This window comes from Hoeflea sp. BAL378 (assembly GCF_000759435.1).
GTDB lineage: Bacteria > Pseudomonadota > Alphaproteobacteria > Rhizobiales > Rhizobiaceae > Hoeflea.
This window is the reverse complement of sequence record NZ_JRJG01000033.1, coordinates 18,689-32,267: the sequence shown is the minus strand read 5'-3', so window position 1 is coordinate 32,267 and position 13,579 is coordinate 18,689. Positions and strand designations below refer to the sequence as shown.

14 protein-coding genes are annotated in these 13,579 nt (G+C 67.0%); 1 reads left to right on the top strand and 13 read right to left on the bottom strand.

Features of this window, described 5'->3' with window-relative positions; genetic code table 11:
• Window positions 1-21: 21 nt before the first annotated feature.
• Window positions 22-741, bottom strand: coding sequence for an HAD family hydrolase (locus LL06_RS09050; protein ID WP_035525234.1), 720 nt, complete (start codon window positions 739-741; stop codon window positions 22-24).
• Between the two features lie 112 nt (window positions 742-853).
• Between LL06_RS09050 and LL06_RS09045 the strand changes: the two genes are divergently transcribed.
• Complete coding sequence (locus LL06_RS09045; RefSeq protein ID WP_035525232.1) at window positions 854-1,801, top strand: alpha/beta hydrolase; 948 nt, start codon at window positions 854-856, stop codon at window positions 1,799-1,801.
• Window positions 1,802-1,821: 20 nt separating this feature from the next.
• Here LL06_RS09045 and LL06_RS09040 read toward each other — a convergent pair whose 3' ends face one another.
• The 12 genes from LL06_RS09040 to fba all read right to left on the bottom strand — a co-directional run bounded on the left by LL06_RS09040 (window position 1,822) and on the right by fba (window position 13,578).
• On the bottom strand, window positions 1,822-3,828 hold the full coding sequence (locus LL06_RS09040) for a CocE/NonD family hydrolase (protein WP_035525303.1): 2,007 nt from the start codon (window positions 3,826-3,828) through the stop codon (window positions 1,822-1,824).
• Window positions 3,829-3,994: 166 nt separating this feature from the next.
• Window positions 3,995-5,197, bottom strand: coding sequence for an arginine deiminase family protein (locus LL06_RS09035; RefSeq protein WP_081963830.1), 1,203 nt, complete (start codon window positions 5,195-5,197; stop codon window positions 3,995-3,997).
• Window positions 5,198-5,352: 155 nt separating this feature from the next.
• Complete coding sequence (locus LL06_RS09030) at window positions 5,353-6,114, bottom strand: Crp/Fnr family transcriptional regulator (protein ID WP_052161343.1); 762 nt, start codon at window positions 6,112-6,114, stop codon at window positions 5,353-5,355.
• Window positions 6,115-6,316: 202 nt separating this feature from the next.
• The gene (locus LL06_RS09025; protein WP_035525297.1) at window positions 6,317-6,700 is read right to left on the bottom strand and encodes a L,D-transpeptidase; all 384 of its coding nucleotides are present in this window, start codon (window positions 6,698-6,700) and stop codon (window positions 6,317-6,319) included.
• 74 nt (window positions 6,701-6,774) lie between these two features.
• On the bottom strand, window positions 6,775-7,467 hold the full coding sequence (locus LL06_RS09020; RefSeq protein ID WP_052161342.1) for a phosphoribosyltransferase family protein: 693 nt from the start codon (window positions 7,465-7,467) through the stop codon (window positions 6,775-6,777).
• 122 nt (window positions 7,468-7,589) lie between these two features.
• Window positions 7,590-8,291 (bottom strand): phosphoglycolate phosphatase, encoded by a 702-nt coding sequence (gph, locus tag LL06_RS09015; protein WP_035525293.1) that lies wholly within the window; start codon window positions 8,289-8,291, stop codon window positions 7,590-7,592.
• Window positions 8,288-8,845: a thioredoxin family protein gene (locus LL06_RS09010; RefSeq protein WP_035525226.1), complete on the bottom strand. Its 558-nt coding sequence runs from the start codon at window positions 8,843-8,845 to the stop codon at window positions 8,288-8,290. Before LL06_RS09010 ends, gph begins: the two co-directional genes overlap by 4 nt.
• Window positions 8,846-8,879: 34 nt before the next feature.
• Window positions 8,880-9,554 (bottom strand): ribulose-phosphate 3-epimerase, encoded by a 675-nt coding sequence (rpe, locus tag LL06_RS09005; RefSeq protein WP_152599548.1) that lies wholly within the window; start codon window positions 9,552-9,554, stop codon window positions 8,880-8,882.
• A gap of 2 nt (window positions 9,555-9,556) precedes the next feature.
• Window positions 9,557-10,498 (bottom strand): CbbX protein, encoded by a 942-nt coding sequence (gene cbbX / locus LL06_RS09000; protein ID WP_035525220.1) that lies wholly within the window; start codon window positions 10,496-10,498, stop codon window positions 9,557-9,559.
• Window positions 10,499-10,568: 70 nt separating this feature from the next.
• Window positions 10,569-10,961 carry a ribulose bisphosphate carboxylase small subunit gene (locus LL06_RS08995; RefSeq protein WP_035525217.1) on the bottom strand — a complete coding sequence of 131 codons (393 nt, stop codon included), beginning with the start codon at window positions 10,959-10,961 and terminating at the stop codon, window positions 10,569-10,571.
• Window positions 10,962-10,983: 22 nt separating this feature from the next.
• Window positions 10,984-12,447 carry a form I ribulose bisphosphate carboxylase large subunit gene (locus LL06_RS08990; RefSeq protein ID WP_035525214.1) on the bottom strand — a complete coding sequence of 488 codons (1,464 nt, stop codon included), beginning with the start codon at window positions 12,445-12,447 and terminating at the stop codon, window positions 10,984-10,986.
• Between the two features lie 51 nt (window positions 12,448-12,498).
• Window positions 12,499-13,578, bottom strand: coding sequence for a class II fructose-bisphosphate aldolase (gene fba / locus LL06_RS08985; RefSeq protein ID WP_035525211.1), 1,080 nt, complete (start codon window positions 13,576-13,578; stop codon window positions 12,499-12,501).
• Between the last annotated feature and the right edge of the window lies 1 nt (window position 13,579).

Below are 13,579 nucleotides of genomic sequence, written 5' to 3'. Positions count from 1 at the left end.
CGGCCCGTTGCCCCGATGCGGCTAGGCGCCGGCCAGAAGCTCCGGCAGATCCTTGACCGAGGCAATGCAGATATCGGCGATATCGCCGAGCGTCGCCATCGTCCCGGTGCCCGACAGCACGCCGATCGCCGCCCCCGCGCCCGCCGCGCGCGCCATCTCCATGTCGTGCCGGTTGTCGCCGACCATGGCGACCTCGGCCGCGCTCAGGCCAAGATGCGCGGCAAAGCCGTGGATCATGCCGGGCTCGGGCTTGGGCCCGTGGCCGCTGTCATAGCCGGCGATGAAACCCACATGCCGCGTGAGCCCCAGAACCTCGACCGTGCGCCTGATGCCGGCCTCGCCATCGCTCGAGGCGATGCCCAGGCGATAGCCCGCCTGCCCGAGCCGACCCAGCACCGGATCGAGATCGCAGATCGGCCAGGCCTGGTCGGCCCCTTCGGCGAAGACCTGGTCGAGCAGCCGCGCCAGGTTCTCCGCCTCGACCGCGCTGCCGTGGACAACCATGTGGCGCGCGATCTCGCTTGCATTGGCGGCGGCGAACATGCTGTCGGCGCGGGTCTTGCCGGTGAGCGGGTCCATGCCGCATTCCATGAGCAGGCGGTCGGCCAAGGCGACGTCGCCCTCGGCCGCGATCAGCGCCGCCTTGCGGTTGATTCCGGCCCAGGTCCGGTCGAAATCCACCAGCGTCCCGTCCTTGTCGAACAGGATCGCCTTGATCCGGCTGTCCACTTTCCATGTCATGATGAAGTTTCCTGTTTGACACTTGCTGTGCCGCGCGATTGCATGCAGGTCAATATCCAGGTGCGCCCGACGCGCGATATCCTGCCTTGTCCCACCGCCTGAGGAGCCGCCCGTGCGCCCTGCCCCCTATGACAGACTGATCGACGAGGAAACCTGGGCCTTCATCGACCGCTCCTTGGGCTTCTACCCCGATGACGCCACGGCCCTCGACCTCAGCAGCCAGCGCAGCGTCTATGATTCGCTGTGCCAGGCCTTCGATGCCGGCCGGCCCGCCGGCGTGACTGTCAGCGACTATGCGGTGCCGGGCCCGGCGGCGCCCATCCCGGTTCGCGCCTACGCGCCCGCGACCGGCGCGCCTGCAGCTTGCGTTTTGTACCTGCATGGTGGTGGTTTCATTCTCGGCGGCCTCGACAGCCATGACAGCATCTGCGCCGAAATCTGCGATGGAACGGGGTTCCTGGTTGTCGCGGTCGATTACCGCCTGGCGCCCGAACACCTGCATCCCACGCAGTTCGAGGACGCGCTCGCAGCCTTCCGGCACGTGGCGGCCACGTCCGGGCTGCCTGTGATCCTGTGCGGCGACAGCGCCGGCGGCAATCTCGCCGCCGCGGTGTGCTGGGCGACGCGCGGAGGAGACCATGTCCCGGCCGGCCAGGTGCTGGTCTACCCGGCGCTCGGCGCGGAGACGGGCAGCGGAACCTTTCGCACCCACGCCACCGCGCCGATGCTGTCGACCGCGGACATGATCTATTACGACGAGGTGCGCTCTGGCGGCATGCCGCCTGCGGGCGACCCGCTCTTCACGCCGCTTGCCGCGCACGACCTCGACGCCATGCCGCCCACGCTGGTGTTCACCGCCGAGTGCGACCCGCTCTCAGGCAACGGGCCCGACTACTGCGCGCGCATTTCCGCCCAGGGCGGCAGGGCGCACTGCATCGAGGAGCAAGGCCTCGTCCACGGCTATCTCCGCGCCCGCCATTCCGTCGCCCGCGCCCGCAGGAGCTTTGCCCACATCGTCGAGGGCATCAGGGCGCTCGGCGCGGGCGACTGGCCCTACTAGGCCCGCCTCGGCAGGCGCGGTCAGACGAAGCGGCGCGCGATCCGTTCGTCCCAGTCCCTGGCGAACACCGTCTCGCCGTTCTCGCTGGCCTCCAGCCTGCCGGTGACGAAGAACCAGTCCCGGTCGCAGCGCATCTCCATCTCCGCCACCGTTGCGGTCCGCCAGCCGTCGCGCCCGCCGGTCTGTTCCCAGCGGATATGCGCACACGCCGACAGCGGATCGTCGGGATGGATCGACCAGCGCTCCCGCGTCGTGCTGCCCGAAATCAGACCGTGCTCGAGATCGCGGTTCTCGCCCGCATCGTTGAAGATCGCGGTCGTGACCACGCCGGTGGCGGAATCGGTCTCCGTCACCCGGGTGGAGGCCGATGGCCTCAGCACATCATGCCGCCAGGGCGCGGCGCCGACCGGCTTTTCGAAGCTGCATTCGTCGGCCCCGGCAAGAGGCGTGCGGCAGGGAAGCGCGAGCCTGCCCGAGTCCAGCGTCACTGTGGCGCGCTCCGGCGCCGGCCAGAGGAACGGCCAGTAGGCGGTCGAGACCGCGACCCGGAGCCGGTGCCCCGCGGGGATCCGATAGGCGATCTGGTCGAGGATGACGGTCGCCTCGAAGCTCTCTCCAGGCGTCAGCAGTTCCGGCGTCTCGCTCGATGTGCGATGGGTCAGGTTGAGAACGCCCAGGGTGATCAGCGCCGAGGTGCCGTCGGGACGCAGGTCGCAGAGCCGCACCACGAACTGCGCCATCGGCTTGTCCGAGACCGCGCGCAACACCAGCCGCGGCGCGCCGACGATATCGAGCGGTTCGGCAAGCGTGTCGCCGTCGAAACAGACCGATTTCGCGTCATCCGGCCCCTGCTCGTCGGGCAGTTCCGGCCCGTAGGCGAAGGGGAAATACTCGCCCGCCTGGCTGCCGCAATCCGCGGGCGATTCGACCGGCGCCGGGCCTGTCATCGGTCCCTGCCCGAGCGTACCGTCCCCCAGGTCGAAGCTCGTCTCGATGACCGCGGGAGACGGCCATTCCGCCTCGGCGATCCATCTTCCGGGCCGTTCGTCGACCCAGCGCGCCGGCGCGATGCTGTCCATCAGCCAGGCCCGGTAGGCGGGCAGGCTTTCGGCGCCGTTGTCGATGCCCTTGAGCCAGCGGTCCCACCAGCGCCTGGCTTCCTGCAGGAAGCCGATGCGCGGCTCCGGGCCGGCATAATGCGGATATTTGTGGATCCACGGCCCGACGATGCCTTTGACCGGGGCGTCGAGGTTCTCGACCAGATGCGAAATCGTGTTGCGGTAGCCGTCGTGCCAGCCGCCGATCGACAGCACCGCCGCCTCGATCGCGTCGAAATCCTCGCAGACAGACCCGTGCTTCCAGTAGGCGTCGCGCGTCTGCCGCGAGATCCATTCGCGTGCCAGGAACGGCATCGCTTCCAGCCGCTCGCGCCACATCGCGCGCCAGCGGTCGCCGACGATCAGCGGATCCGGCGGACGCGACGAGTAGGACAGCATGTTGGCCGCCCAGCCGAAATTCTCGCCCAGCAGGCAGCCGCCCTTGAAATGGATGTCGTCGGCGAAGCGGTCGACGGTCGAACAGAGCGTGATGATCGCCTTCAGCGCCGGGGGCCTGAGAGCCGCCACCTGCAGCGAATTGAACCCGCCCCAGGAAATCCCCATCATGCCGGCGGTGCCCGAGCACCAGGGCTGCGCGGTGGCCCAGGCGATGACATCGCAGGCATCCTGCAGCTCCTGCGGCGTGTACTCGTCCTCCATGAGGCCGTCTGAATCGCCGTTGCCGCGCATGTCCACCCTCAGGCAGGCATAGCCCTGCCCTGCCATCCAGGGATGGGTGAGACTGTCGCGCACGATGGTGCCGTCGCGCTTGCGGTAGGGCAGATGCTCGAGGATGACGGGAACGGGGTTCTCCTCGGCGTCCTTCGGCATCCAGATCCGCGCCGACAGCCGGCAGCCGTCGGGCATGAGGATCGGCTGGTCCTCGATGACCCGGATGTCGCGCGCGAACGCCGTTTCCACTTCCGGCATGAACGACGCCATGGCGTTTCTCCCGATGACCAACAGGCAATAAACCTGTCATGCGAAAGCCGGCGCAGGCAATGGGCGAGACGCGGCTTTTGTCGTCTGACCACGGAATTTTCAGCCCAAGCCATGGACCGGGCCGAGCTCCTGCGCCCGAGGGGCGCGGCGCGATTCACTCCGCGCGCAGGGCCGTCACCAGGTCGCGCGGTCCCCGGCCGCCGCGCGACAGCGCCGACCCGTCGAGGGCCGCGACGATCTCGATTCCATGGCGCTCGAGCAGGGCGAACGCCGCGTGATGCTCCTCGAAGGCCAGGATCCGGCGCGGCGACAGCACCACCGGCGCAAGGCGGCCGAGCGCCGTCCTGACCGGGTCTGCCTGATCCCTGACGTCGATCAGGCACAGATCCCGCCCCCGCGCGGCCCGGGCGAAGGCCTCCAGGAACGGCTGTCCGCAGGGCTCGACCGTCAGCGTGATGCCATGGCGATTGGCGTGCACGACATAGGTGCGGGCCCTCCCCAGCACCTCGCTGTCCACCAGCACGCAGTCCCGGTCGAGCGGAATGAAGCAGTCGTCGAGGCAGGCGCAGCCCGTGGCGGTGAGATCGACCCAGAAGATGGTGTAGCCCTGGTCCTTGCGGAACAGCGACGCCGCCAGTTCGGACAGGGCCTGCACGCCTGACGCCCGCGTGATCGCGCCGACGCAGATCAATCCGCCCGGCATGGCGATGTCGCGGCCGTCGATCGGCGGGCACGACCGGTCGGCGCCGTCGGAGCTCAGCCAGAATTCGAACTTGGACTCATCGAACAGCGGCGCGAAATTCAAAACCGTCGAGATGGTTATCGCCGAAGCCCGGCTCACGTCCCGCTGCATCGGACACACGACCGCGCCGTCATCGATGAAGCGAAGGCCGGCGCGCACCTGGGTCATCCCGGCCAGCGGCGGCAGGAACCAGCCGTCCTGTTCGCCGGTCCCATAGGTCTCGCGATCGAGCCCGGGCGGCAGCGCGGAGACCGGCATGCCGTCCATCAGGAACCGGGTGAGCGCCGCGGCCGGCTGCTCGCTCATCCAGCCGGTGATCTCCAGGCCCCTGCGCCGGCTGCCCTCGTACGCGCCCACCCGCCGCTCGACGATCCAGTCGCGCGCATCGGCAAAGGCCAGCGCCGAACACAACAGCGCATCGAGATGCCTGACCGTCACGCCGGCGCGCTCCAGTTCGCGCACGAATAGCGCGTGCTGGCGCAGGGCCGGGACGCCCGCATCGCCGTCGACCCATGCCGGAGCCCCCGGCGCCTGGCACACCGGTCCCTGCACCAGGACGTCCCGCAGGAGCCCCACATCGTCACTGACCGAAATTATAGCTCCATCGCGGGCCATCCCGTGCCATCTCCCCGCCGATCCACCGGATCGGCGAAACCAAGATTCCGCCTAAATGGGAGCCGGCACATTGACGTTTATCAATGGCCGCTCCCCTAGCAGCTCGCGCCGCGGCGTCGGACCGGTTTTCCCCGGAAATCGGCGGGTCGCGGCACTCAGACCGACGCGATCCTGTCGAGATCGGCGCGGGTTTCGCCGGAATGCCGGATCAGTTCCGCGGGATTGAGCAATTCGAAATGCTTGGCGTTGATGTTGCGGATGACCTTGCTGCGGGCGAGCATCTGGATGTTCCGGCTCAGCGTTTCCGGCGTGGTCCCGAGATAATCGGCGATGTCGCGCCGGCTGAGGGGCACATGGACGATGCGCGACGCCGGCGCGTTGCCCTTTGCGTGCTGGTTGACCGCCCGCCGGGAGAACACATAGAGCAGGGTCGCCACCCGCTGCATGGTGGTGTGGCCATTGGTGATCGCCGCCCATTCCCGCACCGCGTCAAGCTCGTCGAGCGTGGCCTTGAGCATCTCATGCTCGATGGCGGGGTGTTCGACAAGGAACCTCTCGAAGGCGGGCTTGTTCATCGTGCACAAGGTGACATCCGTCGCCGCCTCGTAGGAAAACCGGGATTCCTCCGCGAACAATCGCCCGAAGAAGTCGGAGGGAAACAGCAGGCCGACGATATGATCGTCGCCATTGACCGAGGTGCTGGACAGCTTGACCACGCCTTCGACGATATTGCCGACAATGTCGCAGGGCTCGCCCTGCGCCTGGATGACGCTGCCGCGCGCATAGGTCCGCTGGTGCGAGATGCGATCGAGCTGCGCGAGGTCTTCCGCCGACCCTGCGGCGCAGACGGAGCGGTTGTAGATGACGCAGTTTCCGCTTTTGCCGCAAACGCAGGAGAGTTCCGCCGCCTGGCTCATATGCCGCCCCTGTCTCAGGTCATCCTGCCATGACCGTGGGCCAACAGGCCGTATCGCACGCCGTATCAAGGTCAGGTTTTGAACACCGTCACTCAATCCGACCGCACGGAATGCGTCAAGCCGGGAAGTTCAGTTTGCGCCGCAGTGATCGCCCTTGCGCGCTTGCCCAAGCACGGGCCCGCGGCGCGGCGGGGTTCCTCGCTCACGGATGGATGCTGATGCGGGTATTTGCCGCGCCGTGCTGCCGCACAAGATTGAACAGGATCCGGGCATTGTCCGGATGCAGCCTGACGCAGCCATGCGAAGCCGGACGGCCGAGCTTGCTGATCTCGGTGGTGCCGTGAATGGCGTAGCCGCCGCGAAAGAACACCGAATACGGCATCGGCGCATTGTCGTATTTGCGGGAGTACCATTTCGCCGCGAGCCGGATCACCGGGAAATCGCCCTTGGGCGTGCCGTATCCCGGCCTGCCGGTGGAAACGGGCCAGGTCTCGAGCGTCCGCCCGTCGAGCCGGACCTGCATTTCCTGCGTGGACAGGTCGATAAAGACCCGCAGCGCCGCGGCGCGGGCGGCGTGAGGCAGCATGACCGACAGGATGGCCACAATGCAGGCCACGCCGGCAAGCTGCCAAAGCACGGACAGTCTGGACGGGCGCGCGGTCATGGCGCGTCGTCGCCGGATCGCGCGACCGGGCCCGCGGCGACGCCGGCCCTGCCCCGCATTTCGTCCAGGATCCGGATCACCTCCAGGTCGGAGACCTGATCGAACACGGCGTAATGGGCGCCCACCGCATGGAACGGCGACGGGGTGTGCAGGCAGATCACCTCGTCGGCGAGGCGCCGCAACTCGGCCAGCACATCCGCCGGCGCCACCGGCAGGGCCACGATCAAGCGGCCGGCGCCGCGCTGGCGCAGCACGGGCAAGGCCGCCCGCAGCGTCGCCCCGGTGGCCGCGCCGTCATCGACGAGGACCACGGTCTTTCCCCTGACCGCCACCGGCGGGCGTCCGCCGTTGTAGAGCCTGTGCCGCCGCTCGAGCTCGGGCAGCACCTTGCGCGCCAGGGCATTGATCGCGTCCTGGTCATATCCGATCGCCTCGGCGATATCGCGGTTGACGGTCACGTGCATGCCGTCACCATCGGACACCGCGCCGAGCGCCAGTTCGGGTTGACCGGGAACGCCGACCTTGCGCACCAGCAGGATGTCGAGCGGCAGGCCGAAGGCGAGCGCGATCTCCCGGGCCACCGGCACCCCGCCGCGCGGCAGGGCGATCACCACCGTCGCGGCCCGATCGAGATCGGGCAGAATTTCGGCCAGCAGACGTCCCGCATGGCCCCTGTCAGAGAAAATCATGGACTCCCCTCCTCCTGCGCGAACGCACTGCGATCGAGGCAGGATTGCACGTGGCCCGCCGCATGGCATTGACCATGGTCAATCCATCGCGCCGGACGCGGCGGTGATCTGAGGCTGTGTCCTCAGACGGCGGCCTTGAAGGCTTCGATTGCCGCCGGCAGCTCCATCAGCGTCGAGATCACCCGGTCGGCGCCGAGCGCGTCCGCCGGCACGGTGGTGTATCCGCCGCGCACCGCGACGCTTGCCACCCCGGCGGCCCTCGCCGCATCGGTGTCGGCGGGGCTGTCGCCCACCATCAGCGCGTGCAGAGGGCTGACGCCAACCTGCAGGAGTGCGTGCTCCAGCATGTCCGGCGCCGGCTTGCGCAGCGGCCCGGTATCGCCGCCGACCACCACGTCGACAAGCGCCAGCAGGCCGAAATGGCCGAGGATCTCGCGCGTGAAGGCTTCGGGCTTGTTGGTCACGACGCCGATTTTCACCCCCGCCATATGGTAGGCGACGACCATTTCCATGGCCCCCGGCATCAGCGTGGTGTGGCGCGTGAGCTGCCCGCCATAGATCTCCATCATCCGGTCGGTCGCGTCGTCGAGCGCCTCGCCCGCGACCGGCCGGCCGGAGAAGGCGTAGGCCCGCTCCACCAGCTTGCGCACCCCGTGCCCGATCATCCCGCGCACCGCGTCCGGGGACAGCGGCGGCAGCGCGTCCTGCGCCAGCAGGTCATTGACCGAGGCGCAGAGATCCGGCGCGGAATCGATCAGCGTGCCGTCGAGATCGAACAGGATGGCGCGCGGCCAGCGGCTTTCCTTCGCGGAAAACCCGGTCACGCCGGGTCCTTCCACTTGATCGAGCATCCCATCGACGCGACCTGTTCCTCGGGACCCTTTCCGGTGCGGGCCACCTGCCGCATCGCCTCATAGAGGTCGCGCCTGAGATCGGCCGGCCCCGTCTCCTTGCGGGAGGCATCGAGCCGGCCGCGATACTGCAGCTCCATCGCCGCGTTGAAGCCGAAGAAATCGGGCGTGCAGACCGCGCCCCACGCCCGCGCCACTGACTGGTCCTCGTCATGGAGATAGGGAAAGGGAAAATCATGGGCCGCGGCAAAGCGCTTCATGTTGTCGAAGGAGTCCTCGGGATAGGCCTCCGCGTCGTTGGACGAGATCGCCACGAAGCCGATGCCGAGATCGGCCAGATCGTCGGCGTCGCGCACGATGCGGTCGATCACCGCCTTCACATAGGGACAATGGTTGCAGATGAAGGCCACGACCAGGCCGTTCTCGCCGGCCTGGTCGAGAATGTTGCGGGCCTGGCCGTCGACGCCGGGCAACCGGGCGTCAGCGGGTTTCCATCCGAAGTCACACAGGGGCGGAATGGCGGCCATGTCGCGTCTCCTTCAGTCTTGGTCTTCAGGTCGCTCAGCGCCTGGCGCCGTCGGCGGCGGCGCGGATGGCTTCCATATTGACCTGATAGGCGGCCTTTGTCCCCCCCTTGAACACGGCCGAGCCGGCGACCAGCACATTGGCGCCGGCGGCGGCCACCAGCGGCGCGGTCTCCGGCGTCACCCCGCCGTCAATCTCGATGTCGATCGGCCGCTCGCCGATCATCGCCTTGATGCGCCTGACCTTGTCGACCACCGAGGGGATGAACTTCTGCCCGCCGAAGCCCGGGTTGACCGTCATCAACAGGATCAGGTCGAGCCGGTCGAGCACATAGTCGAGCACGTTTTCGGGCGTCGAGGGATTGAGCGACACGCCCGCCTTCTTGCCGAGGTCGCGGATCGCCTGCAGCGAGCGGTCGAGATGCTTGGTCGCTTCGGCATGCACCGTGATGATGTCGCAGCCCGCGTCCGCGAAGGCCGCCAGGAACGGGTCGCACGGCTCGATCATCAGGTGGCAGTCGAAGATCCTGTCGGTGCGGTTGCGCACCGCCTTGATGATCGGCGGGCCGAAGGTGATGTTGGGCACGTAATGCCCGTCCATCACGTCGAGATGGATCCAGTCGGCGCCCGCGGCGACCACCGCCTCGATCTCCTCGCCGAGCTTTGAAAAATCGGCCGACAGCACCGAGGGTGCGATGATGGTCCCGCTCATATTCAGATCTCCCGCGCGCTGTCGGGCACGCCCATGGTGAACACCCGGCTGGCCTTGAGGTCCTCGGCGGTGATCGTCGACAGGTCCGCCGCCGTCACCGGTCCGGTGGACGATGTGAACAGCCGGTTGGCCTGCCTCAGCCGCGCACGGTCGAGCGCATTGCGGATCGACCTTGCGTTGGCGAAATGCGGCTGCTGCCGCCTCAGCGCGATGTATTTCTGCATCATCGCATGCGCTTCATCGTCGAATGCGTAGTTCTGCTGCGTGAGCATGCCATCGGCGATCTGCATCAGCTCGCTTTCGCTGTAGTCCGGGAAATCGATGTGATGGGCGATGCGCGAGCGGAACCCTGGGTTGCTTTCGAAGAACTTGTCCATCCGGTCGGCGTAGCCGGCCAGGATCACCACTAGGTCCTCGCGGTTGTTCTCCATCACCTGCAGCAGGATCTCGATCGCCTCCTGGCCGTAGTCGCGCTCGTTGTCGGGCCGGTAGAGATAATAGGCCTCGTCGATGAACAGCACGCCGCCCATCGCCTTCTTGAGGATCTCCTTGGTCTTGGGCGCGGTGTGGCCGATATACTGGCCGACCAGATCGTCGCGCGTCACCGACACAAGATGGCCTTTGCGGACATAGCCGAGCCGGTGCAGGATATTGGCCATCCGCATCGCCACCGTGGTCTTGCCGGTGCCGGGATTGCCGGCGAAATTCATGTGCAAGGTCGGCGTGTCGTGGCTGAGCCCCATCGCCTTGCGCGCCCGCTCGACGATCAGCATCGCCGCAATTTCGCGCAGCCTGAGCTTCACTGGCTTGAGCCCGATCAGCTCGCGGTCGAGTTCGTCGAGTACCTCGGCGACGCCGGATTTCTCGTATTCCGCACGCAGGTCGATCGCGGTCGGCAAGGCTTCGGGCGCATCGGGCGCAATCGGGGTCGCGGTCTCGGCCATGGGGGTCCTCCGTCGGGAATTGGCCGCCCGTCCGGGATTGCGGACGGGCGGATGGGTGTCATGCCCGGGATCACCCGCGCGTCGTCACCCAGGAGTAGGTCTGGCTGCGGCCGCGCGTGTCGGTGCGGGTCATGGCGAGCTTCGGCTCCACCTTCGGCCGGTTGACGATGAAGCTCATCATCACCGTCTCGAAGCCGCGCGAGGAATCAAACGCGTTGATGCGGATGTAGCTGTCGCCGTTCGCCTTGCGGCAGTCGTCGAGCTCCATCATCGCGCCCTTCGGGTCCTTGAGGTCGAACATCGGGTGGCCCCACATGTCCCAGTAGGTGTTCCGCGGATGCGGGTCGTCGGTGAATTCGATGCCGACGGCCCAGCCGCGGCCGAGGCAATATTCGATCTGGGCCGAGATCTGTTCGTCGGTCAGGTCGGGCAGGAACGAAAAGCAGCCTTGGGTGATGCGCATGGTGTGGTCTCCTCAATCTCGCTCACATGGAGACCGACGGCGTCGGCGCGAAGTCCGATGTGTCGGTCGAGGTGTAGTTGAAGGTGATGTTGCCCCAGGTCTCGAGCGCGGCTTCGAGCGGCTTGCACCACCGGGCTGCGGCGCGCAGGATCTCGGGCCCCTCATTGGCGATGTCGCGGCCCTCGTTGCGGGCCAGAACCATGGCTTCGAGCGCGACCCGGTTGGCCGTGGCGCCTGCCTGGATGCCCATCGGGTGGCCGATGGTGCCGCCGCCGAACTGCAGCACCACGTCGTCGCCGAAGAGATCGAGCAACTGGTGCATCTGGCCGGCGTGGATGCCGCCGGAGGCCACCGGCATCACCTTCTTGATGTCGGCCCAGTCCTGGTCGAAGAAGATGCCGCGCTGCAGGTCCACGGTGTTGTGGGTCTCGCGGCAGACATTGTAGTAGCCCTGCACGGTGAGCGGATCACCCTCGAGCTTGCCCACGGCGGTGCCGCAATGCAGGTGGTCGACGCCGGCGAGCCGGAGCCACTTGGCGATGACGCGGAACGAGATGCCGTGGTTCTTCTGCCGCGTGTAGGTGCCGTGGCCGGCGCGGTGCATGTGCAGGATCATGTCGTTCTGCCGGCACCATTCCGAGATCGACTGGATCGCGGTCCAGCCGATGATAAGATCCACCATGACGATGACCGAGCCAAGCTCCTTGGCGAATTCGGCGCGGCGGTACATCTCTTCCATCGTGCCGGCGGTGATGTTGAGATAATGGCCCTTGATCTCGCCGGTTTCGGCGGTCGCCTTGTTGACCGCCTCCATGCAGTAGAGGAACCGGTCGCGCCAGTGCATGAAGGGCTGCGAGTTGATGTTCTCGTCGTCCTTCATGAAGTCGAGTCCGCCCTTCAGCCCCTCATAGACCACGCGGCCGTAGTTCTTGCCGCTGAGGCCGAGCTTGGGCTTGGTGGTGGCGCCGAGCAGCGGTTTGCCGAACTTGTCGAGCCGTTCGCGCTCGACGACGATGCCGGTGGGCGGTCCCTTGAAGGTCTTGCAGTAGGCGACCGGGAACCGCATGTCCTCGAGCCGCGCCGCCTTCAGCGGCTTGAACGAGAACACGTTGCCGATGATCGAGGCGGTGAGGTTGGCGATCGAGCCTTCCTCGAACAGGATCAGGTCATAGGCGACATAGCAGAAATACTGGCCCTCCTGGCCGGGCACCGGGTCGACCCGGTAGGCCTTGGCGCGGTACTGGTCGCAGGCTGTGAGCCGGTCGGTCCAGACCACGGTCCAGGTCGCCGTCGAGCTTTCGCCGGCCACCGCGGCCGCCGCCTCGATCGGGTCGACGCCTTCCTGCGGGGTGATCCGGAACAGGGCGATGAGGTCGGTGTCCTTGGGTTCGTAGTCGCCGTCCCAATAGCCCATCTGGGCGTATTTGAGCACGCCCGCCTTGTAGCGTTCCTTGCCCTTGATCTCGGTTTTTGCGTCCGTATTCATGGCGTTGACCTTTCTTTCTGAATCTCTGTGTCAGGAGCTTGAATCGGTTTCTCAGGCTGCCCGGGCTGTGGAGGTGCGCGGATCGAGCGCGCCGCTGGCGTAGCGGGCGGCCATGGCGTCCATGCCGATCACCTTGATCTTCGAGGCCTGCCCGGCGGTGCCGAAGGCTTCGAAGCGGGCGCGGCACAGATCGCGCATGGCGTCCATGGCGGGCTTCAGGAACTTGCGCGGATCGAACTCGCTTGCCTTGCCGGTGGCGACCTTGCGGAACTGTCCGGTCATCGCCATCCGGCAATCGGTGTCGATGTTGACCTTGCGCACGCCGTGGCGGATGCCGCGGACGATCTCCTCCACCGGAACCCCGAAGGTCTGCGGCATCTCGCCGCCGAACTCGTTGATGATGTCCTGCAGTTCCTGCGGCACCGACGACGAGCCGTGCATGACGAGGTGCGTGTTGGGGATCTTGCGGTGGATCGCCTCGATCACGCCCATGGCGAGAATGTCGCCATCGGGCTTGCGCGAGAACTTGTAGGCGCCGTGCGAGGTGCCGCAGGCGATCGCCAGCGCATCCACCTTGGTGCGGAGCACGAAATCGAGCGCCTGGTCGGGATCGGTGAGCAACTGGTCGTGCGACAGCTTGCCCTCGGCGCCGGAGCCGTCCTCGGCCTCCGCCTCGCCGGTTTCGAGCGAACCGAGCACGCCCAGCTCGCCTTCCACCGAGGCCCCGACCCAATGAGCCATCCGCGCCACCCGCTCGGTGATGGTGACGTTGTAGTCATAGGACGCCGGCGTCTTCATGTCGGCCTCGAGCGAGCCGTCCATCATCACCGAGGTGAAGCCGTGGCGGATGGCGCTCATGCAGGTGGCTTCGTTGTTGCCATGGTCCTGGTGCATGCAGATCGGATTGTCCGGATACATCTCCGTGAGCGCGTCGATCATCTTCGACAGCATGATGTCGCCGGCATAGGAGCGGGCGCCGCGCGAGGCCTGGATGATCACCGGCGCATCGCAGGCCTTGGCCGCCTCCATGATCGCGAGCCCCTGCTCCATGTTGTTGATGTTGAAGGCCGGCACGCCGTAGCCGTGATCGGCGGCGTGATCGAGAAGCTGTCTGAGTGTGATGCGGGCCATG